General features: G+C 71.8%; 21 protein-coding genes. 17 read left to right on the top strand and 4 right to left on the bottom strand.

Going from position 1 to position 20632, the window contains the following annotated elements; all coding sequences use genetic code 11:
• Nucleotides 1-420 precede the first annotated feature (420 nt).
• Together VF746_07150 and VF746_07145 are read left to right on the top strand one after the other, a co-directional pair.
• Nucleotides 421-582, top strand: coding sequence for a hypothetical protein (locus VF746_07150; GenBank protein ID HEX8692177.1), 162 nt, complete (start codon nucleotides 421-423; stop codon nucleotides 580-582).
• The gene (locus VF746_07145) at nucleotides 579-1379 is read left to right on the top strand and encodes a helix-turn-helix domain-containing protein (protein HEX8692176.1); all 801 of its coding nucleotides are present in this window, start codon (nucleotides 579-581) and stop codon (nucleotides 1377-1379) included. The genes VF746_07150 and VF746_07145 overlap by 4 nt, the downstream gene beginning before the upstream one ends.
• Nucleotides 1380-1479: 100 nt before the next feature.
• Here the strand turns inward: VF746_07145 and VF746_07140 are convergent, their stop codons facing one another.
• Nucleotides 1480-2985: a VWA domain-containing protein gene (locus VF746_07140; GenBank protein ID HEX8692175.1), complete on the bottom strand. Its 1506-nt coding sequence runs from the start codon at nucleotides 2983-2985 to the stop codon at nucleotides 1480-1482.
• Between the two features lie 524 nt (nucleotides 2986-3509).
• Between VF746_07140 and VF746_07135 the strand changes: the two genes are divergently transcribed.
• From VF746_07135 to VF746_07105, 7 genes are all read left to right on the top strand, one after another.
• Complete coding sequence (locus VF746_07135; protein HEX8692174.1) at nucleotides 3510-4181, top strand: signal peptidase II; 672 nt, start codon at nucleotides 3510-3512, stop codon at nucleotides 4179-4181.
• A 283-nt stretch (nucleotides 4182-4464) separates the two neighbouring features.
• A complete protein-coding gene (gene larE / locus VF746_07130; GenBank protein ID HEX8692173.1) occupies nucleotides 4465-5301 on the top strand; it encodes an ATP-dependent sacrificial sulfur transferase LarE in 837 nt (278 codons plus the stop codon).
• Nucleotides 5298-5528 (top strand): hypothetical protein, encoded by a 231-nt coding sequence (locus tag VF746_07125; GenBank protein HEX8692172.1) that lies wholly within the window; start codon nucleotides 5298-5300, stop codon nucleotides 5526-5528. The genes larE and VF746_07125 overlap by 4 nt, the downstream gene beginning before the upstream one ends.
• Nucleotides 5529-5535: 7 nt before the next feature.
• Entirely contained in the window at nucleotides 5536-6729 is a 1194-nt protein-coding gene (locus VF746_07120; protein ID HEX8692171.1) for an aminotransferase class V-fold PLP-dependent enzyme, read from the top strand.
• A 368-nt stretch (nucleotides 6730-7097) separates the two neighbouring features.
• On the top strand, nucleotides 7098-7706 hold the full coding sequence (locus VF746_07115) for a hypothetical protein (GenBank protein HEX8692170.1): 609 nt from the start codon (nucleotides 7098-7100) through the stop codon (nucleotides 7704-7706).
• 76 nt (nucleotides 7707-7782) lie between these two features.
• Entirely contained in the window at nucleotides 7783-9144 is a 1362-nt protein-coding gene (locus VF746_07110; protein ID HEX8692169.1) for a sigma-54 dependent transcriptional regulator, read from the top strand.
• A 14-nt stretch (nucleotides 9145-9158) separates the two neighbouring features.
• Nucleotides 9159-9356: a hypothetical protein gene (locus VF746_07105; GenBank protein ID HEX8692168.1), complete on the top strand. Its 198-nt coding sequence runs from the start codon at nucleotides 9159-9161 to the stop codon at nucleotides 9354-9356.
• 198 nt (nucleotides 9357-9554) lie between these two features.
• On the opposite strand, the gene VF746_07100 is transcribed toward VF746_07105, so the two are convergent.
• The 3 genes from VF746_07100 to VF746_07090 all read right to left on the bottom strand — a co-directional run bounded on the left by VF746_07100 (nucleotide 9555) and on the right by VF746_07090 (nucleotide 13564).
• Nucleotides 9555-10634, bottom strand: a complete 1080-nt coding sequence (locus tag VF746_07100) for a carboxypeptidase-like regulatory domain-containing protein (GenBank protein ID HEX8692167.1) — start codon at nucleotides 10632-10634, stop codon at nucleotides 9555-9557.
• A gap of 282 nt (nucleotides 10635-10916) precedes the next feature.
• A complete protein-coding gene (locus VF746_07095; protein HEX8692166.1) occupies nucleotides 10917-13025 on the bottom strand; it encodes an MDR family MFS transporter in 2109 nt (702 codons plus the stop codon).
• Between the two features lie 209 nt (nucleotides 13026-13234).
• Complete coding sequence (locus VF746_07090; GenBank protein HEX8692165.1) at nucleotides 13235-13564, bottom strand: hypothetical protein; 330 nt, start codon at nucleotides 13562-13564, stop codon at nucleotides 13235-13237.
• A 295-nt stretch (nucleotides 13565-13859) separates the two neighbouring features.
• On the opposite strand from VF746_07090, the gene VF746_07085 reads away from it, so the two are divergent.
• The 8 genes from VF746_07085 to rpsB all read left to right on the top strand — a co-directional run bounded on the left by VF746_07085 (nucleotide 13860) and on the right by rpsB (nucleotide 20533).
• Nucleotides 13860-15362 (top strand): aldehyde dehydrogenase family protein, encoded by a 1503-nt coding sequence (locus VF746_07085; GenBank protein HEX8692164.1) that lies wholly within the window; start codon nucleotides 13860-13862, stop codon nucleotides 15360-15362.
• Nucleotides 15363-15558: 196 nt separating this feature from the next.
• Nucleotides 15559-16356, top strand: a complete 798-nt coding sequence (lepB, locus tag VF746_07080) for a signal peptidase I (protein ID HEX8692163.1) — start codon at nucleotides 15559-15561, stop codon at nucleotides 16354-16356.
• Nucleotides 16357-16652: 296 nt separating this feature from the next.
• The gene (locus VF746_07075; protein HEX8692162.1) at nucleotides 16653-17510 is read left to right on the top strand and encodes an RNA polymerase sigma factor RpoD/SigA; all 858 of its coding nucleotides are present in this window, start codon (nucleotides 16653-16655) and stop codon (nucleotides 17508-17510) included.
• Nucleotides 17511-17624: 114 nt separating this feature from the next.
• A complete protein-coding gene (locus tag VF746_07070; GenBank protein HEX8692161.1) occupies nucleotides 17625-17813 on the top strand; it encodes a hypothetical protein in 189 nt (62 codons plus the stop codon).
• Between the two features lie 3 nt (nucleotides 17814-17816).
• Nucleotides 17817-18428, top strand: a complete 612-nt coding sequence (locus VF746_07065; GenBank protein HEX8692160.1) for a hypothetical protein — start codon at nucleotides 17817-17819, stop codon at nucleotides 18426-18428.
• Between the two features lie 184 nt (nucleotides 18429-18612).
• Nucleotides 18613-19050, top strand: a complete 438-nt coding sequence (gene rplM / locus VF746_07060) for a 50S ribosomal protein L13 (protein HEX8692159.1) — start codon at nucleotides 18613-18615, stop codon at nucleotides 19048-19050.
• A 3-nt stretch (nucleotides 19051-19053) separates the two neighbouring features.
• A complete protein-coding gene (rpsI, locus tag VF746_07055) occupies nucleotides 19054-19446 on the top strand; it encodes a 30S ribosomal protein S9 (GenBank protein HEX8692158.1) in 393 nt (130 codons plus the stop codon).
• 205 nt (nucleotides 19447-19651) lie between these two features.
• On the top strand, nucleotides 19652-20533 hold the full coding sequence (gene rpsB / locus VF746_07050) for a 30S ribosomal protein S2 (GenBank protein HEX8692157.1): 882 nt from the start codon (nucleotides 19652-19654) through the stop codon (nucleotides 20531-20533).
• Nucleotides 20534-20632: the final 99 nt, after the last annotated feature.

Raw genomic sequence — 20632 nt, 5'->3', positions numbered from 1 at the left:
ATCACGCGCCTGGGCCTCTCCGCGCGCGCCTACCACCGCGTGCTCAAGATCGCCCGCACCATCGCCGACCTGGACGGCGGCGGCGAGATCACCACCGCCCACGTCTCCGAGGCCATCCAGTACCGCTCGCTCGACCGCGTGCTGGTGGGGTGAGGGTTGGGGCGGCCCCGCTCCGACGGGTCGAGTGCCCGGCGCTCGGTGCCTTCGGCCGAGCTGCACTGCTTTCCATTCGAAAAGTCCCGCCTTGACGATTTGTAACTGCGGGACATATATTCCCCTCCACGCAACGACTCCCGATGAGTTTCGCGCTTCCTCTACCGAACGAGTGGTCGAAGCAGGGCTGGAAGGTGAAAGATTCGCGACGACGAACGGAACGAACCGCCGCACGCGACCATCCTGCGGAAGAGGTGGGCGTGGCGCGTGGGCCTGCGCAGCGGCGAGTTCCTGGACCGCGCGCCGGATCCGCGCGAGGTGCCCGAAGACCTCGCGACGCACGTGTGGGCGAGCCGGAAGAAGCTGCGGATGCGGTGGAACGAGATGTACCCGGAGAACCCGGTCTTCTCCACGGGAGGTGAAGAATGAGCCAGGACCTGCTGCTGGTCGCCGACCGGCACACCGACAAGTGGACCGACGCCGGCTTCCCCGCGCGCCCGCTGCGCTCCGGCGACGACGTTCGCGGCGCGTACCTGCGGGCGGACCGGCGCAGGCCCGTGCTCTGGGTGGCGCGCCGTGCCTGCCAGCTCCGGCCGCTCGCGGAGGAGGGGCGGTCGCTGCGGCCCAACCACCGGCTCCTGCTCCTGAGCGAGGTCGAAGGGCCCGCGCGCGACCTGCTCCACCTGCTCTTCCGGGTCGTGGTCGCTCCCGGGGACGGGGTCCGCCTGCTCCCGCCGGACGAGCTGCAGGAGGTCCTCGCCGCACCGAACCGGGGAGACTACTTCATCGGCGGCCAGGTCGAGCCCTGCACCGAGACCGTGATCCTCTATCGGGGAAACCTGGAGCCGGTGGTGGTCCCGTTCTCCTGGTTCGACCGGCGCGCGCCAGTGCCGCCGCCGGACTTCCACGACTTCGAGGTCACGGACTACGGGCTCACGGTTCGCCTGGGCACGTACGAGGCCGCCACGGACGCGGTGCTGTACATGTTCGATGCGGACTACCGGCGGAGAGCGAAGGAGCGGCAGCTCGAGCAGGACGACTCGTTCGGCGCCTGCCTGCGCCGGCTGCGGCTGATGAAGGAGGTCTCGCGCGACGACTTCCCCGGCGTCTCGGAGAAGCAGATCGCGCGGATCGAGCGGGGAGAGATCGAGCGGCCGCACCGCAAGACGCTGCGGCTGATCGCGGAGCGCCTCGGCGTGGAGCCGGGCGACATCTCCACCTACTGAGCGAAAACGCAGCCGCGGCGAGGACGGGATCGAACGGAGGAGGGGAGAGCGAGACGCCGCTCTCCCCTCCTCTTTCCGCCCCGTCAGTCTCCGACCCTCGTCATTGGCGGGCTTCGGTGGGGCCGCGGTCGGCGCGCTGGAGGTCGGCCAGGCGCTGGCTCTCGCCCACCAGGCGCACGAACTCGGCGCGGTAGCCGCCCGGGTCGTCGGCCAGGGCGCCGCGGGCGAGCTGCAGCACGGAGGGCCAGCTCGCGTTCGCCTTGAACTTCGAGTCGCGCAGCAAGAGCCCCCACTGGGCCACCGCCGCGGCGAAGCGGAAGTCGTCGGAGGTCTGCGCCAGCTCGACGCCGCGGTCCAGCACCGGCTGCTCCACCAGGCGCGAATCGCTCCCGTTCGGCTCCTTGTAGCGCAGCGCCACCGTCAGCAGCTCGTTGCGGTTCCCCGCGGCGCGCGGGCGCGTTTCCTGGTAGCGCAGCGGGGCGGTGCCGCGCACGGGCTCGTCGGCGCCGGCGGGGACGATCTCGTAGAGCGCGGTGACGGAGTGCCCGGCGCCCAGCTCGCCCGCGTCCTTTTTGTCGTCCTGGAAGTCCTCGGCGGCCAGCACGCGGTTCTCGTAGCCGATCAGCCGGTACGCCCGCACCCGCGCCGGGTTGAACTCCACCTGCACCTTCACGTCCTTGGCGATGGTCAGCAGCGTGCCGCCCATCTCGCGCACCAGCACCTTGCGCGCCTCGGCCTCGTCGTCCACGTAGGCGTAGTTGCCGTTCCCGTGGTCGGCCAGCTGCTCCATCTTGGCGTCCTGGTAGTTCCCCGTCCCGAAGCCCAGCACGGTGAGGAAGACGCCGGCCTCGCGCTCGCGCTCGATCAGCCGCACCAGCTCGGCGTCGCTGGAGACGCCCACGTTGAAGTCGCCGTCGGTGGCCAGGATCACGCGGTTGTTGCCGCCCTGGATGAACGCCTCGCGCGCGGTGCGGTACGCCAGCACGATCCCCGCGCCGCCCGCCGTGGAGCCGCCCGCCTGCAGGCCGTCGATGGCGTCCATGATGCGCTGCTTCTCGGAGCCCGGCGTGGTCGGCAGCACCAGCCCGGCGCGGCCCGCGTACACCACGATGGAGACGCGGTCGTGCGGCCGCAGCTGCTCCACCAGCAGTCGCATGCTCTCCTTCACCAGCGGCAGCTTGGCGGGCTCGTTCATCGAGCCGGAGACGTCGATCAGGAACACCAGGTTCCCCGGCGGCAGGCTGCGCCGCTCCATCCGCCGCCCCTGCACCCCGATGTGCACCAGCCGGTGCGCGGGGTTCCAGGGCGCCGTCGAGATCTCGGTGGTGATGGAGAACGGGTGCTCGCCCGCGGGGTCGGGGTACTCGTAGTCGAAGTAGTTGACCAGCTCCTCGATGCGCACGGCGTCGCGCGGCGGGAGGCGGTTCTCCCGCAGGAAGCGGCGGACGTTGCTGTACGAGGCGGCGTCGACGTCGATGCCGAAGGTGGAGAGCGGGCTGGCGGTGACCGCCTGGAACTCGTTCTCCTCGATCACACGGTACCCCTCGCGGTTGAACCCGGCCGTGTCGCCCGGGGCGCGGCGGGCGATCTCCGGCGCGGGCTGCATGAGCGCAGCGGGCGGCGGGGGCGGGGGAGGCGCCATGGGAGGAGGCGGCGGGGGCGGAGGCGGTGGGGGTGGTGGCGGCGGAAGCGTCCTGGCGCAGGCGCCCACGCGGCGAGCGAAGCGCAAAGGAGCAGGGAGGTGGGGAGTCGACGGCTCCGCATGATGCCTTCTCCGTTCGTGGGGAGGTTCCGGCGTGGCTCGGGCCCGGGCAGGGTCGGGCGCGGCCGGTCCGGGGGGCGGGCGCTTCCGGCGCGAAGTCCCGCGCCGCCGCCCGTAAAGTCGTCCGTGGGGCCTGCGCGCGAAGAGTTCCTCGCACGCCGGAAACATGGGCCTGACGTGGGAAGGTGCGCTCCCTCGGGATCGAAGACGGAGCGGCCTTCTCCCACAAATGTCCCGGAGGTATCTATAGCCGGCGCCCGCGCGAGCGCAAGGAGTTTTTCGCCCCGCGTCTCCGGCCCGCATCTTGTAAGGGGCCGGTCCCTGACGCGTCCTCCATCCCCCGTGAAGCGAACCGAACCCAGCGACCCGTGACCCACTCCAACCACCCGGTCCGCCGCCTCGTCCGCCGCCTGCTGGGCCAGCGCCGCACCACGCGCCGCCCGGGCGAGTCGCCGGGGCGCCGCGCCTCCGACCGCGAGCCGTTCCGCTGGGCGCCCGCGCTCAAGATCGGGCTGGCCGTGGCGCTCCTGGACTGGACCGTCAAGCTCCTGGTCGCCCTATCGGTGCCGCTGGACGGCTTCCGCGAGGTGATCGCGGGGCGCGTGGCGCTGTGGCACGTGCGCAACCCGGCGATGGTGCTGGGGCTGTGGGACAACTTCCCGCTGGCGACGCGCAAGGTGATCGCCGTCGTCGCCGCGGTGCTGGCCGTGCTGGTGCTCCTGCAGATCCTGGGGCGCGGGCACCGGCTGCCGCCGCACCACCGGCGCTGGGCGTGGGCGTTCGTGGGGCTGGTGCTGGGCGGGATGCTGGGGAACCTGGGCGAGCGGGTGCTGCATTGGGGCGTTACAGACTACCTCTCGTTCCGTTACGGCGAGTACTGGCTCCCCCCCGGGAACGTGGCCGACCTGGCGCTCTTCGTCTCCTTCTTCCTCGCGGTCCCGGTGGTCGTCTTCGAGCTGATGGGCCGCGCGCGACGGGGGACCCACGCGCGCTCCCTCGCCGCGCCCGACGGGCCCGCGCCGGAGGCCGTGGGCGGCTGACGCGGCCGCTCCCTGCCCGGGTGAAGGACTGCCGCCCGCCTCCCCATCGGAGGCGGGCGTTTTCTCTGATGCAAATCGCAGAACATCTGGCGTCACGCAGAGTCGGCCGAGCCAGCAGCCAAACCCCTCCGCGGACTCTGCCGGCTCTGCGCGAGACGAGTCTTTTTCCGGAGTTCGTACGAGGTGATCCGCTTCCCGCTGGCGCGACCCCTGCGCGGCTGGCGGGGTACGGAGCCCGGGGTCTATCTTCCCGGCTCCTTCAGGCACCGCGAACCGGCAGGCGATGATTCCCTACGAGAAGCGCGAGCGGCTCCGGCAGATCCTCGGCGAGTGCGGCTCCGTCGTGGTCGGCTACAGCGGCGGGGTGGATTCCGTGTTCCTGGCCCGGCTGGCCACCGACGTGCTGGGGTCCGCCAACGTGCTGGCCGTCACGGGGAAGAGCGACAGCGTGGCCTCGTGGATGGAGGACACCGCGCGCGAGGTGGCGGAGGCGTTCGGCATTCCCTGGCTGGAGGTGGAGACGCGCGAGCTCGACGACCCGCGCTACGCCGCGAACCCCAGCAACCGCTGCTACTTCTGCAAGACCGAGCTGTGGGGCCGCCTGGGCGAGCTCGCCCGGAGGCGCGGCTACCGGGCCGTGCTCGACGGCTCCAACGCCGACGACGTGGGCGACCACCGGCCGGGCGCCGTGGCCGCCGGCGAGCACGGCGTGCGCTCGCCGCTGCTGGAGGCGGGGCTCACCAAGGCCGAGATCCGCGAGTGGTCGCGCGAGCTGGGGCTCCCCACCTGGGACCAGCCCGCCGCGCCGTGCCTGGCCTCGCGCCTGCCGTACGGGCTGGCGGTGACGCCCGAGCGGCTGAAGCAGGTGGAGCGCGCCGAGCTGGCGCTGCGCGCGCTGGGACTCTGCGACTTCCGCGTGCGGCACCACGGCGCGGTGGCGCGGCTGGAGGTGCACCCGGCCGAGGTGGCCCGCGCGGCGGAGCTCAGGGCGGAGGTTGACGCGGCGGTGCGCGCGGCCGGCTTCGGGCGGGTGCTGCTGGACCTGCGGGGCTACCGCCGCGGCGCGCTCAACGAGGGGCTCGCCGCGGCGCAGCTCGTCCAGATCGGAGGGAGCGCATGAGCGAGGACGACCGCGTCGCGCGGGCGCAGCGGCTCCTGGAGGGGATCGGGGTCTTCCGGGTCGCGGTGAGCGCCGAGGGCCACGAGCGGGAGATCGCCGCCCTCCAGGTTCCCGCCGAGCTGTGGGAGGAGGTGATGGCGGAGCGGGTGCGCATCAGCGCGCTGGTGACGGAGGCCGGGTTCCGCTACGTGGCGCTCGACCTGAGAGCGGCCGACGAGCCGGCCTGAGCGGGAGATGGCGGACGGCGTCTACCTGGACTACGCGGCGACCTCGGCCGTCCGCCCCGACGCGGTGCTCGAGGCCGTCGCGCGCTACCTGCGCGAGGTGGGCGCCACGCCGGGGAGGTCGGGGCACCGCCGCGCCATCGAGGCGGGTCGCATCGCCTTCCGCTGCCGGCGCGCGCTGGCGGCGCTCTTCGGCGCGCGCGGCGATCCCGGCCGCATCGCCTTCCAGCCGAACGCCACCTACGCGCTGAACGCCGCGCTCCTGGGGCTGCTGGCGCCGGGCGACCGCGTGGTGCGCACCGCGTGGGACCACAACGCCGCCCGCCGCCCCCTGGCCGCGCTCTCCCGCCGCGGCGTGGAGGTGACGGTGCTGGCGGGTACCGCGGACGGCGGCGTCGACCTGGACGAGCTGGAGCGCGCGCTGGCGGCGCCGGGCCGACGCCCGCGCCTGGTGACGTTCCCGCTCGCCTGCAACGTGACCGGCGCCGCGCTCCCGGCGCGCGAGATGGCCGGGCGCGCGCACGCGGCCGGCGCGCTGGTGGTGGTCGACGCCGCCCAGGCCGCCGGCCACCTGGCGATCGACGTGGAGGCGATGGGGGTCGACGTGCTCGCCTTCACCGGGCACAAGGGGCTGCTGGGGCCGCAGGGGACGGGCGGGCTCTACGTGCGCGAGGGCGTCGAGATCGACCCGGTCTTCTCCGGCGGCACGGGGGGCGACTCGCTCCCCTTCGACATGCCCGTGGCGATGCCGGACCGGCTGGAGGCGGGGTCGCTGAACGGCCCCGGGATCGCGGGGCTGCTGGCGGGGGTGGAGTGGCTGCTGGAGCGCGGCGTCGAGTCCGTCCACGCGCGGGAGAGCACACTCAAGGCGCGGCTCTTCGACGCGCTCGGGGCGACGCCGGGGGTGCGCGTCCGCTCCCCGGCGGCGCCCGCGGGGGTGGGGATCGTGACGGCGACGGTGGACGGGATGCACCCCGGCGACGTGGCCGCGCGGCTGGACCGCGAGCACGGGGTGATGACGCGCGCCGGCCTGCACTGCGCCCCCGAGGCGCACGCCGCGCTCGGGACGGCGGAGACCGGCGCCGTGCGCTTCTCCGTGGGCTGGGCGACCACGGACGACGAGGTGGACCGCGCCGCGGCTGCCGTGCGCGCCCTGGCCGCGGAAGCCGCCCGCGAAACCATGGGGGCGGCGGCGGGTAGCTAACCCGGGCGGGCCCTCACCCGGCGCCGCTACCGCGCCGCCACCCTCTCCCGGCTTCGGGAGAGGGTACTTTGCGGGACCGGTGTTGGAACGGGGTTCCCGCAGGGGCGAGGCATGCCTCGCCCGGCCGAGGGTGGCCGCCGCATCGGGACCGGGCGGAGCGGCACGAGCGTGAGGGATGCGCGCCCGGAGGGCCGGGACACGGGCGCGCCGTGGGGTCTGGCGCGACCGTGGCCCGGCGCCGTTGGGCAGCGTCGTTTGCTGCCCTACGGCGCGCGCAGCCCGGCCCGCGAGAGCGGGGACACGCCCAGAGACGCAGTTGCCGTTCGCCGTTCCGATCCATCGAAACCGAGACGAAGCAGGCGAAGCCGATGCGATTCCTACTGGCACTGATCGGGCTCGCGGCCTTGCTGGCGGGCGGGTGGTACTTCCGCGAGCACATCCCCGGGCCATGGCGGAAGAAGGAGCCCGTCGCGGTCTCGCCCGAGGCGGCGCGCTCGGCCGAGGAGAAGCTGGAGCGGCTGCGCAGCGACGGCGAGACGGTGCGCCTGTCGGACGTGGAGTTCACCAGCTACGTGCGCTACCGCTACCAGGACGCCTTCAGCGGGCAGGTCTCCGACCCCGCGGTGGACTTCGAGGGCGACCGGGTGACCGTGACGGGCCGCTTCCCCACCGACCGGCTTCCCGACACGCGGCAGACGCGCGCGATCCGCGAGTTCCTCCCCGACACGGCCGACGTGAAGGTGAGCGGCGGCCTGCGCACGCTGGGGCCGGGCCGCGCCGCCCTGCGCGTGGACAACGCGTCGTTCGCCAGGGTGCCCGTCCCGGCGGACGTGTATCCGGACGTGCTGAAGAGCGCCGGCCGCCGCGACGAGCCGGGGCTGGCGCCCAACGAGTACGCCGTCCCGCTCCCGCCCGGCGTCGGCTCCGCCCGCGTGGAGCGCGGCGAGCTGGTCCTGTCGCCCCCCGCCGGGCGTTGATACCAGGCGAGCCCGTACTCTCGTACTTTCGTACTCACGCACTTTCGCACTCACGCACTCCCGCACCGACCGATAGATGGCCCGCATCCTGGTGGTTGACGACGAGCAGGGGATCCGCAACATCCTGCGGCAGCTCTTCGAGTACGAGGACCACGAAGTCCGCGCCGCCGGCGGCGCCGCCGAGGCGATCGAGCTCTTCCGCGAGTTCCGGCCCGACGTGACGTTCATGGACGTGAAGATGGCGCGCATGGACGGCCTGGAGGCGCTCACGAAGATCCGCGAGGTCGACCAGACCGCCGTGGTGGTGATGATCAGCGGCCACGGCACCATCGACACCGCGGTCGAGGCCACCCGCCGCGGCGCCTTCGACTTCCTGGAGAAGCCGCTCGACACCGAGCGCCTCCTGATCGTGCTGCGCAACGCGCTGCAGCAGCAGGGGCTCCTGGCCGAGAACGCGCGGCTGCGCGGCGAGGTGGAGAGCCGGCACCAGATCGTGGGGCGGAGCTTCGCGCTCAGGCAGGTGCTGGACCGGGTGGAGAAGGTGGCCCCCACCGACGCGCGCGTGCTGATCACCGGCGAGAACGGCACGGGGAAGGAGCTGGTGGCGCGCGCCGTCCACCGCCTCTCCCCGCGCGCCGAGGGCCCGTTCGTGGAGGTCAACTGCGCGGCGATCCCCTCCGAGCTCATCGAGAGCGAGCTGTTCGGCCACATGAAGGGCTCCTTCACCGGCGCCGTGGACGACCGCGCCGGCAAGTTCGAGCTGGCCGACGGCGGCACGCTCTTCCTGGACGAGATCGGCGACATGAGCCTGGCCGCGCAGGCCAAGGTGCTGCGCGCGCTGCAGGAGGGGATCATCACCCGCGTGGGCGGCGCCAAGCCGATCCGGGTGGACGTGCGCGTGCTGGCCGCCACCAACAAGGACCTGGAGGAGGAGATCAAGCAGGGGCGCTTCCGCGAGGACCTCTTCTACCGGCTGAACGTGATCCCGCTGCACGTGCCGCCGCTGCGCGAGCGCAGGGAAGACATCCCCATGCTGGTGCAGCACTTCTCCAGCACGGTGGCGAAGGAGGCGGCGCTCAAGCCCCGCCAGTTCACCCAGGAGGCGGTGGACCGGCTGCAGCGCATGGACTGGCCCGGCAACGTGCGCGAGCTGCGCAACACCGTCGAGCGCCTGCTGATCCTCTCCTCGGGCGGCGTGGTGACGGCCGACGACGTGGAGCTGCTGGTGGGCGGGCACATGAAGGGCGGCGGGCTCTCCGGCGACCTGCTCGGCTGCCGCACCTTCGCCGAGTTCAAGGAGGCGGCCGAACGCGCCTTCATCATCCAGAAGCTGCGCGAGAACGACTGGAACGTCTCCGAGACGGCCCGCCTGCTCGACATGCCCCGCTCGAACCTGTACAAGAAGATCGAGCGCTACGAGCTGGTGCGCGAAGGCTGAGCGCCGGGCCTTCCGTGGACGGCGGCTGGGCGGCGTGGGCGGCGGTGGCCGCGGCGTGGATGGTGGGGGCGTTCGGCGGCGGGGCGGCGCTGGCGTGGCTGTACAAACGCCTGTACCCGGGCCTCGCCTTCTACAAGCTGTGGGCGTTCTGGACCGCCGTCCTCGGCGGCGTGGTGGCGCTCCTCCTCGCCTTCGGCGCCGTCGACCTCTGATCAGAGTCCGGCAAAAGAACGGCAAAAGACTGGTCTTCACGCAGAGCCAGCAGAGTTAGCAGAGAAACTCCGCTGACTCTGCTGACTCTGTGTGAGGCCAGAAGTTTTTTATCAGTTCGAGCGTCGGAAAAGACGACGAGGCCGGCCCCGGATCGATCCCGGAGCCGGCCTCTTCGTCGTGCACCGCGGCGTGTCGGCTCAGTAGGCGAGCGTCACCGACGGGGTGCAGTTCTGGCTGGCGGACGGCGTGGTGATCGTCTGCGCCGCCGGCCCCGCCGAGACGTCGGCCTGCGACGACGACTTCACCCGGATGTCCACGCTCCCGCTGGAGTCCGTCCACCCGCTGGCGCGCCAGTTCGTCCCCTCCACCTCCACCAGCTCGTTGGCGCGCGGGGCGCCGCCCAGGTCCTCCACCTTCACCGTGATGCAGGTGGTGATGAGCGGCTGGTCGGCGTTCCAGGGCCGGTCCACCGACGGGACCCTCGCCTGCTGCGTGCCGTCGGGAGCGGGCGGGGCGTCGCCCGTGCGCACCCACGTGCCCGTGCTGGTGTCGAAGCGGTACAGCCCCCACGTGGCCACGGCGCCCCCGTCGCGGTCGGGGAAGCTGATCTGCACCTGCTGCCCCGGCGCCACGCTGACCTGCGCGTTCTGCGCGTTGGTCACGAACACGTCCACCATCCCCGCCGTCTCCAGCTGCGACGCCGTCCCGTCCGCCTCGGTGGCGCTGAAGTCGCCCGGCGCGGCGGCCAGCTGCCCCTCGGCCGCCGGGTCGTAGTAGGTGACCTGCACGGTGACCGACTCGCCCGGCTTCACCCCCGCGAACGCGTTGGGCGGAATCGTCACGCGCCCGCCGCCCGCGAACGCCACCACCCCGCCCGCCGCTGCGTCGATGCGCACGCGCGGCCCGCGGCGCAGCACCCGGATCTCGCGGGAGAGCGTGGCCCCCGGGACCACCCGGTAGATCGCCGTCGTGGAGGCGTAGCCCTCCGCCGTCACCGTGGCCGCCAGCCGCTCGGCGGCCGGCAGCCCCGCGAGGACGAACTCCCCGCCCGCGCCGGTGACCGCCGAGGCCCCCTCGGGGGTGCTCACGCGGGCGCCGGGCACCGGGACGCCCGACACGTCCAGCACGCGCCCGGCGATCGCCCCGCTTCCGACCGTCTCCGCCATCACCGCCCCGCCGGGAACCGAGGTGAGCTCCCGCTCGCACGCGGCCGCTCCGCCGAGCACCAGCCCCGCGAGCAGGGCGAGACGCCACACCGGCCGGATCTTCCTGGTCATCGCAGACGGACCCATCGGACCACCTCCTAAAAAATGATTGGAAAAGTTAGTGCGCGGATAATGGTAATCAGAACGTGCCGGTTGCGCCACCCCATTTGTTTACGTGCAGATTTCTAACAGGATCTTCGTTGTCTCCCAATGGTGCGGATCATTTCTCCTGTGGATTCTGACGTAGATGGGATGCAGAGCAGGTCTTTGGACGGGTTTGGTGAATGAAGGCAAGGTCCGTTAAGGGGCGGGCTCGAAGAGTGGCAAGAGGATTTGGGCCGTCCCCGCCGCGCCTCACGCCGCGTCCCCGCTCCCGTTCCCCCGGCCCCCGTTCTCCCCGCGCAGGTCGAGCAGGAGCGCCGCGCTCGCCGCCACGCCGATGCGCTCCAGCGTCTCCAGGTCGGCGGGGGTGAGCACCGCGGCGGGGGACCGGCCGGCCCCGCCCGTCACCAGCGCGCGCAGCCGCTCGCGCAGCTCGCCCGGCGAGTCGGCCAGCGCGCGCTCGAACTCCGAGCGCGGCTCCAGCGAGGCGGGGCGCACGCTCCCGCCGCTGAGCGCCGCCTGGACGGGGGAGGCGCCCTCCTCCCCGTCGCCCGCGCACTCGCGCAGGAGCGCGCCCGCCACCGCGTCCAGCCGCCTGCGCCCGAGCTCACGGTCGCCCTCGCCCATGCGCGCCAGCAGCTCGCCCAGCCGCGCCCGGCCGCCCCGATCCGCCTCGTGCGCCAGCAGGCCGAACACCAGCCCCAGGAACGCCGCGCGCGACTCGTAGGCGGGGTTCGGCCGCCCCAGCACCGGCTCCTCGTCGCCCTCGCCCGCCTGGTTCAGCCCCGCCAGGATCTCCTTCCCCGCCTCGGCGGCCTCGGCGCCCGTGGTGCGCCGCAGCGGGATCTCGCGCAGCAGGAGCGCGGCCGCGAACGCCACCCCCGCGATCGGCACCGTGGCCACGAACACCGGGTGCAGCGCCGCCGCCAGCGCCTCGCGGAACGCCTCCAGCACCGCGGGCGGCAGGTGCCGCATCAGCTCCGGGTTCAGCACCGCCCCCGCGCCCTCGCCCGCCGCCCCGGCGGGGAGCGCCGCCCCCGCGCCGCCCGCCGCCAGCCGCTCCAGCTCGGCGGCCAGCCGCGTGGACATGATCGTCCCCAGCACCGCGATCCCCACGCTGGAGCCGATGGAGCGAAAGAGCTGCGTGGCTGCCGTGGCCACCCCCAGGTCCTCGCGCGCCACCGCGTTCTGCACGACCAGCACGAACGTCGGCATCGCGGTGCCCAGCCCCAGCCCCACGAACGCCATGTTGCGCACCAGCGCGCCGTACGAGGTGGAGCGGTCCATGCGCGCCAGCAGGAAGAGCCCCGCCGCCATCAGCGCGATCCCCAGCAGCACCGGCGCCTTGTAGCGCCCCGTGCGCGAGATCACCTGTCCCGAGAGCGCGCTCATCGCCACCATCGAGAGCATCATCGGCGTGAGCACCGCGCCCGAGCCGGTCACGCTCCTGCCCATCACCCCCTGCACGTAGACGGGGATGAAGTAGATGGCGCCGAACATGGCCATCGCCACCGCCATGTTCGCCACGTTGGCCGCGGTGAAGATCCCGTTCCTCCATAGCCTGAGCGGCAGCACCGGCTCCGGGGCCCTGGTCTCCACCCACACGAAGAGCGCGAGCGACGCCGCGCCGACGGCGTACAGCCCGACGATCGTCGGCGAGCCCCACGGATGCTCGGTGCCGCCCCACACCGTGGCCAGGAGCGCGCAGGTGAGCCCCACCGAGAGGGTGACGAAGCCCGCGTAGTCGATGCGGTGCGGGCGCCGCTCGTGCCCGAGCCGCATGAAGGGGACGATGAAGCCGAGCGCCACCAGCCCCACGGGGATGTTCACGAAGAAGAGCCAGCGCCACCCCAGGTGGTCGGTGATCGCCCCGCCCACGAACGGCCCCACGATCGACGCCAGGCCGAAGACGCCGCCCATGAGCCCCTGGTACTTCCCGCGCTCCCTCGGCGGCACCAGGTCGCCGATGATGGCCTGCGACAGGGGCATCATCGTGCCCATCCCCAGCCCCTCCAGCACCCGCGCGACCATGAACGTGCCGAAGCTCCCCGCCAGCCCCGCCACCAGCGACGACGCCATGAAGACGCCGATCCCGGCCACGTAGAACGCCTTGCGCCCGTACAGGTCCGAGAGCTTCCCCACCACGGGGACGATCACCGTGGACGCCAGCAGCGCCGACACCGCGATCCAGGAGTAGTGCTCCATCCCGCCCAGCTCGGCCACGATGCGCGGCATCGCCGGGGCGATGATCGTCTGCGCCACCGCCGCCAGCAGCATCCCCAGCATCAGCCCGGCGAACACCGTCCGCACGCTGGTCTCGCCCGCCGCGCCCGCGCTCCCTCCGCCCGTCTTCCCGTCCATTCCCTCGCCCCGTCCTTTCGTCCGACGTCGAACCGCGGATGGCACGGGCAATTCGCGTGCAGCAACCCGCGTTTTCTTCCGCCGTGCGGCGTTCCCGAAACGAGAGCCGCCCTCCGCGCCTGGCGCGCGGAGGGCGGCTGGATGCTGCTGCCGACGTCGGGAAGCGGGCCGCGAGGGGCCGCCGGGCGGGCTCCGGCGTCGATCGCGGCTTACGGCTCCGGATCCGGCGTCGACTGCGTGTCGGGCGTGGCCACGTACTCGGTTCCCGTCTCCGGCTCGTACTCGAAGGTCTCGTACTCGAGCCCGCCGGTGGACCCGCTCCCGTACCCGGACTGCACCGAGTCCTCGGGCGTAATCGGCGGAGGCGGGGGAGGAGGCGGAGGCGGAGGAGGAGGTGGCGCCGGGGCGGTGAGGAACGCGGGGCCGCCCGGCGCCAGCGCCTCGTCGGCGCTCGTGGCCGAGCCGGAGCAGGCGGCGGCGACCGAGAGCGCGGCGAGCGCGCCGAAGCAGAGCAGCGTGGGGCGGGCGTGGAACTGCATGGGTCCTCCTCCGAACGCGTGGACTTGGGGCGGCGGTGGAGTCCGGCGGCCGCCCGGTGAGCGCCATTCATCATCACACTTTATCCGACGCTCTGTCAACCTGAATGTCCATGCGCTGAGCCCAAGAGAGCGCAACGGGCCCATCTCCGCAGACGGGCGGAGCGCGGAGTCCGCGCGGAGTGGGTTGGCGCGGGGCGGGGGAGCGGGTTAGATTCCCGCCGCCTCGATCCGAGAGCCGGGCGGCTGCCGCGTCCCGCCTCCCGCACTTCCGCACCCACGCACTCGCGCACTCCCCATGTCGGAAACCTTCAAGAACTACATCGGCGGCCGCTGGGTCGAGCCGTCGACGGGCGACTATTTCGAGAACCGCAACCCGGCCGACCAGCAGGACCTGATCGGGCTCTGGCCGCGCTCGGGGCGCGAGGACGTGGACCGCGCCGTCGAGGCCGCCTGGAAGGCGTTCGACGGCTGGCGGACGACGCCAGCGCCCGAGCGGGGGAGCCTGCTCAAGCGCGTGGGCGACCTGCTCACCGAGCGCAAGGACGAGATCGCGCGCGCCGCCACCCGCGAGATGGGCAAGGTGCTCACCGAGACGCGCGGCGACGTGCAGGAGGGGATCGACACCGCCTACTACGCGGCCACCGAGGGGCGCCGCCTCTTCGGCCACACCGTGCCGTCGGAGCTGCGCAACAAGTGGGCGATGAGCTACCGCCGCCCGATCGGCGTCTGCGGGCTCATCACCCCCTTCAACTTCCCGCTGGCCATTCCCACCTGGAAGATGTTCCCCGCGCTGGTGTGCGGGAACACGGTGGTGATCAAGCCCGCCGAAGACGTCCCCCACACCGTCAGCCTGCTGGTGGAGGTGCTGGAGGAGGCGGGGCTGCCGCCGGGCGTGGTGAACCTCGTCCACGGCTACGGCGAGGAGGTGGGCGCGGCCATCGTCGAGCACCCGCGCGTGCCCGTGATCTCCTTCACCGGCTCCACCGAGACGGGGAAGGTGATCGGCCGCGTCTGCGGCGAGATGCACAAGCGGCTGTCGCTGGAGATGGGCGGCAAGAACGCGCAGATCGTGATGGCCGACGCCGACCTGGACCTGGCGCTCGACGGCGTGCTCTGGGGCGCCTTCGGCACCACGGGGCAGCGCTGCACCGCCACCAGCCGCCTCCTCCTCCAGGACGAGATCCACGACGAGTTCATCGGCCGGCTGGTGGATCGCGCGAAGGGGCTCAAGCTCGGCTACGGGCTGGAGGACGGCGTGGACGTGGGCCCGCTCATCAACGAGCCCGCGCGCGACAAGGTGGAGCGCTACGTCTGCATCGGGCGCGAGGAGGGCGCCTCGCTGGAGCTGGGCGGCGAGCGCCCCGCGGGCGACGGGGTGGACCGCGGCTTCTTCTTCCGCCCCACCATCTTCACCGGGGTCAGGCCCGGCTCGCGGCTGGCCACCGAGGAGATCTTCGGCCCCGTGCTCTCGGTGCTGCGCTTCCGCGAGGCCGACGAGGCGTTCCGCATCAACAACGAGGTGAAGTACGGCCTCTCCAGCTCCGTGTACACCCGCGACGTGAACCTCTCCTTCCGGGCCATGCGCGAGCTGGACAACGGCATCACCTACGTGAACGCCCCCACCATCGGCGCCGAGGCGCACCTGCCGTTCGGGGGCGTCAAGCAGACCGGCAACGGCCACCGCGAGGGCGGCTGGGAGGTGTACGAGTTCTACTCGGAGACCAAGGTGTGTTATCTTGACTACTCCGGGAAGCTGCAGCGCGCCCAGATCGACAACTACGACGCGGCGCCGTACTGACCGAAAAGTGCGAAGTGCTGAGTGCGAAGTGCTTCAACGGCCCGGTGCGGGTACGAAGCGTCGGGCGGCTGGGTTTCCCGAGCACTTCGCACTTCGCACTGGCAGTTCCGGAACGGGTCCCTGCCTTGCGTGTACCGACCCGCCGGGGCGCCTCCGCCCGGAGGCGCCCGTCCGCAGTGCCCCAGCCCCTACGAGCATGGACCAGCCCATCCCCGCCCCGGGCTCCGAGCCCCGCCCGTCCCGCCTCTCGGCCGAGAGGGCGGACATGGAGCGCCGCAAGACCGCCGACGAGACCCGCGGGTCCATGTCCACCGGGCGGTGGATGTGGGAGTGGACCAAGGCCATCAGCACGGCCATCGTGCTCTTCCTGGTGATCCGCACCTTCCTCTTCGAGGCGTTCAAGATCCCCACCGGGAGCATGGAGGGCACCCTGCTGGTGGGCGACTTCCTGCTGGTCAACAAGGCCGTCTACGGGGCCGAGCTCCCCATCACCCACACGCGCCTCCCCGCCTTCTCGCACCCCCGGCGCGGCGACGTGGTGGTGTTCCTGCCGCCCCACGACCCGCACCGCAACTACGTCAAGCGCATCGTGGGCGTCGGCGGCGACACGCTGGAGATGAAGGACAAGGTGCTCTACCTGAACGGCGTGCGTCAGGTGGAGCCGTACGTCCGCCACACCGACCCGCTCACCGACCCGCCGCACGAGGAGATGTTCTGGCAGGTGGAGTACCTGGTCGAGCGCCCCCGGCACTGGTCCGACTACCGCCCCACCCGCGACAACTGGGGCCCCCTCGTGGTGCCGACGGGGAAGTTCTTCGCCCTGGGCGACAACCGCGACAACTCCGAGGACTCCCGCTTCTGGGGCTTCCTCTCCGCCGACGCCGTCAAGGGCCGGCCGATGTTCGTCTACTACTCGTTCGAGAAGGACATCTCCAACCCCCTGTCGTGGATCACCGACGTGCGCTGGAGCCGCATCGGCGAGCTCATCCACTGAGGCTCCTCCCGCCCCGCCGGAGCGGTCAAGGCGGTGCAATGGCAACGCGGGTTTTTGCACCCGCCGCGCTCCCCGGGGGAATTCCCGGGGGGAGGGCTTGACACCATGGGGGCGGGCCTGCGATGTTCCAGCCGGTGATCCGGCCCCGGGGGAAGTCCCCGCCTCGCTCCGGCGGCCGTGCGTCTCACCCGGAGCCCGTCTTTCGGTCCCGTCCGGTCGCCAGCGCCAACCCCGCGCAGTTTCCTCCCGGATCTCCATCGAAGCTGCCGTCCCTGTTCCGTGAGCCGGAGCACCCCATGACGTTCAGCCCGCCCAAGAAGATCGCAGCCGAGTCGGAATCGCTGGACCAGTACCTCCGCGAGATCAGCGCCTACCCGCTCATCGACCGCGACGAGGAGGGGAACCTCGCCCGGCGCATCCGCGACGGCGACGGCGACGCGCTGGAGAACCTGGTCCGCTCCAACCTGCGCTTCGTGGTGGCGGTGGCCAAGAAGTACCAGAACCAGGGCGTGTCGCTGGCCGACCTCATCAACGAGGGGAACATCGGGCTGATCCGCGCCGCCCGGAAGTTCGACGAGACCAAGGGGATCAAGTTCATCTCCTACGCCGTGTGGTGGATCCGCCAGGCGATCCTGCAGGCCCTGGCCGAGCAGTCGCGCATCGTGCGCGTCCCCCTCTCGCGCGCCGGCGCCGTGCACCGCATCGGGCGGCGCTCCTCGGCCATGACGCAGGAGCTGGGGCGCGAGCCCACGCTGCAGGAGATCGCCGAAGAGCTGGACGTCCCCGAGGACGAGATCAGCCACGCCCTGGCGATGTCGCAGGTCTACCTCTCCCTCGACGCACCCCTGGTCCCCGGCGAAGACGGCCAGCTCCTCGACTACCTCTCCGACCAGTTCTCCCCCGGCCCCGACGACGAAGTCTACGAGCACGCGCTCAAGCGCAGCATCGACGACGCCCTCTCCACGCTCACCGAGCGCGAGGCCAAGGTGCTGCGCCTGTACTTCGGCCTGGGCGACACCGAGCCGATGACGCTGGAGCAGATCGGCGAGAGCTTCGGCATCACCCGCGAGCGCGTCCGGCAGATCAAGGAGAAGGCGCTGCTCCGGCTCCGCCACCAGTCCCGCGCCCGCTTCCTCGAGACCTTCCTCCAGTAGCGTTTTCGCGCCTTCCGTCCGGCCGCTGGCCGCTTCGTCGCGGAGCCTTCCGCGACGGTCGTCCGGAGTGTAAGTTCCGGGTCGTGCGTTCGACCCCGGCACCCGGAGACCTCCATGGCCACGAAGAAGAAGCCCCTGCGCGAGATCCTGCCGCCGCCGTTTCCGCCCACGCACTTCACCCCTGAAGAGGCTCGCCGGGCGGTTCTGGAGGTGATGGAAGAAGATCGCCTGGCCGAGGAGGCCGCCGCGCGTGCTGCGGCACGAGACCGGCGCAAGGGTGGCCGCGACCGGAGTGCCGCCTAGCGCATGCCCTACGAACGAAACGTCTTCATCAACTGTCCGTTCGACCACGAGTACCACCGGCTGTTTCGGGCCCTCGTGTTTGCGGTTCAGGACTGCGGCTTCATACCGCGGTGCGCGCTCGAGGTCGAAGACGGGAGTGAAGTTCGCATTCACAAGATCGTTCGAATCGTCGAGGAGTCGAGGTACGGCGTGCACGACATCTCGCGCACGGAACTGGATGAAGGCTCGCGTCTTCCCAGATTCAACATGCCGCTGGAACTCGGTCTCTTTCTTGGTGCGAAGCACTTCGGCGACTCGAAGCAGCGCGTGAAAGCCTGCATCATCTTCGACCGGGAGCGCTACCGCTATCAGGCTTTCTGCAGCGATATCGCGGGACAGGACATCCGCGCCCACGGCGGCGACGAGGCGGAACTGATCCGTTGCGTGCGGGACGTGCTGGTGACCTGGAGCCCGCCCCGGACGTTGCCGGGCGGGAGCGTCATGTACGAGAGGTACCTGCGCTTCATGGAGCGGCTCCCTCGTCTGGCGAGAAGGGTCGGGCTCCGGGCGGAAGAACTGACCTTCCAGGACCTGGTGGGCCTCGTCACGCAGTGGCTCTCCGCGAACCCCGCGTGACGTGGACCGGGACGGCCGCCGCGGGTTGACACGCGGCGGCCGTTCCGCTATTCTACCCGTCTGTCCCGACCACGCCTCGTCCGCCTCGGGCCCGCCGGGGCGGTGATTTTTTCATTACTTCCAGCGCCGGCGCGTGGCCGGCGGCAGGCGCGCCCGGTGGGGTGCGCCGAACGCGGAAAGCCTCATGAAGACGTATTCCGTCAAGGCCGGAGAGATCGAGCGCAAGTGGTACGTCGTCGACGCCGCCGGGAAGGTCCTGGGCCGCGTGGCGACGGAAGTTGCGCGCATCCTCCGCGGCAAGCACAAGCCGACCTACACCCCGCACCTGGACACCGGCGACTACGTGGTGGTGGTCAACGCCGACAAGGTGCAGCTCACCGGGAGCAAGGCCGACCAGAAGACCTACTTCCGCCACACGGGGTACATGGGCCACGAGAAGTTCATCCCCTTCAAGGAGATGCTGGCCAAGCACCCCGAGCGCGTGGTGGAGCTGGCGGTCAAGGGGATGCTCCCCAAGGGCGCCCTGGGCCGGCAGATGCGCCAGAAGCTCAAGGTGTACGCGGGGTCCGAGCACCCGCACCAGGCGCAGAGCCCGGAACCCCTCAACATCGGATCCCGCTAGAGCATGGCCACTGAACAGTTCCACGCCATCGGCCGCCGCAAGACCTCGGTCGCCCGCGTCTACCTCCGCCCCGGCTCGGGGAAGTGGGAGGTCAACGGGCGCGACCTCAAGGACTACCTGCCGCGGCAGGTGCTCCAGCAGTCGGCCACCCGGCCGCTGGCGGCCACCGAGACCGAGGGGCAGTACGACGTGAAGGTGACGGTGAACGGCGGTGGCCTGCGCGGCCAGGCCGACGCCATCCGCCTGGGCCTGGCCCGTGCGCTCCTCAAGGTCAACGAGGAGTTCCGCGGCAAGCTGCGCTCCGAGGCGCTGCTCACGCGCGACCCGCGCGAGGTGGAGCGCAAGAAGCCCGGCCGGCCGGGCGCGCGCAAGCGCTTCCAGTTCTCCAAGCGCTAAGCCGCGGGGCGCTGGCAGGTCGCGCGGCGCGGGCTTTCGTCCGCGCCGCGCGTTTGCCGAATCCGCGGGCACACTCATCCCACACACCGCCCGACGCCGCCCCGGGTGCCGCTCCACGCGGTCGGGGCCCGGCGGATGACGGCGGTGGAGGCCGGGGGCGCGAGACGGCGCTCCCGGGCAAACCCGAATCCACCAGGCTTGAAGCATGGCGACGCAGCCCACCATCCAGGACCTCCTGGAAGCCGGTGTCCACTTCGGACACCAGACGTCCCGCTGGAACCCGAAGATGCGCAAGTTCATCTTCGCGGAGCGGAACGGCATCTACATCATCGACCTCAAGAAGACGCTCCGGCAGATCGAGCTGGCGCAGGAGCTGGTGAAGAACGTGGTCATGCGGGGCGACCGCGTGCTCTTCGTGTGCACCAAGAAGCAGCTCCGCCAGGTGATCCAGGGCGAGGCCGAGCGCAGCAGCTCGTTCCACGTGACGGAGCGCTGGCTGGGCGGGATGCTCACCAACTTCGCCACCATCAAGAAGCAGATCCGCCGGCTGCGCGAGCTGGAGCGTGGCGAGGAGGAGGGCGCCTTCGACTTCTACACCAAGAAGGAGCGCCTGATGCTGAGCCGCGAGCGCGAGCGGCTGGAGAAGTACCTGGCGGGGGTGAAGGACATGGCCCGGCTCCCCGGCGCGCTCTTCGTGGTCGACGCCAAGAAGGAGAAGATCGCCATCTCCGAGGCCAACAAGCTGGGGATCCCGGTGATCGCCATCGCCGACACCAACGCCGACCCCGACGTGCTCACGGTGCCGATCGCCGGCAACGACGACGCGATCCGCTCGGTGAGCGTGATCTCGGCGGCGCTGGCCGACGCCATCATCGAGGCGCGCGCGGCCATGCCGGCCGAGGTGCGCCGCCAGGCCGACGAGGCCGAGGTGACGGTGTACTCCACCGAGACCGGCACCGCCGCGCCGGCCGACCGCGAGGACCGCGGCGGCGCCCGCCGCCGGCCCCGCCGCAAGCGCCGCCCGCGTCCCGACGCCATCGCCAACGCGATCGGCGGCGCGGGCGAGGAGGGGGGCGACGAGGCGTGAGCCCGAGAAGCGCCAACGGCTGACTTCGAGTACCGGGGCCACGGCGCGGCGCGCTCGTGGCCCCGTTTTTTCAGCGCCCCCGGGGCGCTTTCCGACGGA

This window comes from Longimicrobium sp. (assembly GCA_036389795.1).
GTDB lineage: Bacteria > Gemmatimonadota > Gemmatimonadetes > Longimicrobiales > Longimicrobiaceae > Longimicrobium.
The sequence above is the reverse complement of the archived record's forward strand: the minus strand, read 5'-3'. Positions and strand labels throughout refer to the sequence as shown.

What these genes read in the sequence shown, in the direction of transcription:
- VF746_07090 (HEX8692165.1), bottom strand. Translation starts at nt 13,564, where the DNA reads ATGCAGTTCCACGCCCGCCCCACGCTGCTCTGCTTCGGCGCGCTCGCC.
- VF746_07140 (HEX8692175.1), bottom strand. Translation starts at nt 2,985, where the DNA reads ATGCAGCCCGCGCCGGAGATCGCCCGCCGCGCCCCGGGCGACACGGCC.
- VF746_07085 (HEX8692164.1), top strand. Translation starts at nt 13,860, where the DNA reads ATGTCGGAAACCTTCAAGAACTACATCGGCGGCCGCTGGGTCGAGCCG.
- VF746_07095 (HEX8692166.1), bottom strand. Translation starts at nt 13,025, where the DNA reads ATGGACGGGAAGACGGGCGGAGGGAGCGCGGGCGCGGCGGGCGAGACC.
- VF746_07120 (HEX8692171.1), top strand. Translation starts at nt 5,536, where the DNA reads ATGGCGGACGGCGTCTACCTGGACTACGCGGCGACCTCGGCCGTCCGC.
- VF746_07110 (HEX8692169.1), top strand. Translation starts at nt 7,783, where the DNA reads ATGGCCCGCATCCTGGTGGTTGACGACGAGCAGGGGATCCGCAACATC.
- VF746_07115 (HEX8692170.1), top strand. Translation starts at nt 7,098, where the DNA reads ATGCGATTCCTACTGGCACTGATCGGGCTCGCGGCCTTGCTGGCGGGC.
- VF746_07125 (HEX8692172.1), top strand. Translation starts at nt 5,298, where the DNA reads ATGAGCGAGGACGACCGCGTCGCGCGGGCGCAGCGGCTCCTGGAGGGG.
- larE (HEX8692173.1), top strand. Translation starts at nt 4,465, where the DNA reads ATGATTCCCTACGAGAAGCGCGAGCGGCTCCGGCAGATCCTCGGCGAG.
- VF746_07075 (HEX8692162.1), top strand. Translation starts at nt 16,653, where the DNA reads ATGACGTTCAGCCCGCCCAAGAAGATCGCAGCCGAGTCGGAATCGCTG.
- rpsB (HEX8692157.1), top strand. Translation starts at nt 19,652, where the DNA reads ATGGCGACGCAGCCCACCATCCAGGACCTCCTGGAAGCCGGTGTCCAC.
- VF746_07070 (HEX8692161.1), top strand. Translation starts at nt 17,625, where the DNA reads ATGGCCACGAAGAAGAAGCCCCTGCGCGAGATCCTGCCGCCGCCGTTT.
- rplM (HEX8692159.1), top strand. Translation starts at nt 18,613, where the DNA reads ATGAAGACGTATTCCGTCAAGGCCGGAGAGATCGAGCGCAAGTGGTAC.
- rpsI (HEX8692158.1), top strand. Translation starts at nt 19,054, where the DNA reads ATGGCCACTGAACAGTTCCACGCCATCGGCCGCCGCAAGACCTCGGTC.
- VF746_07065 (HEX8692160.1), top strand. Translation starts at nt 17,817, where the DNA reads ATGCCCTACGAACGAAACGTCTTCATCAACTGTCCGTTCGACCACGAG.
- VF746_07145 (HEX8692176.1), top strand. Translation starts at nt 579, where the DNA reads ATGAGCCAGGACCTGCTGCTGGTCGCCGACCGGCACACCGACAAGTGG.
- VF746_07100 (HEX8692167.1), bottom strand. Translation starts at nt 10,634, where the DNA reads ATGACCAGGAAGATCCGGCCGGTGTGGCGTCTCGCCCTGCTCGCGGGG.
- lepB (HEX8692163.1), top strand. Translation starts at nt 15,559, where the DNA reads ATGGACCAGCCCATCCCCGCCCCGGGCTCCGAGCCCCGCCCGTCCCGC.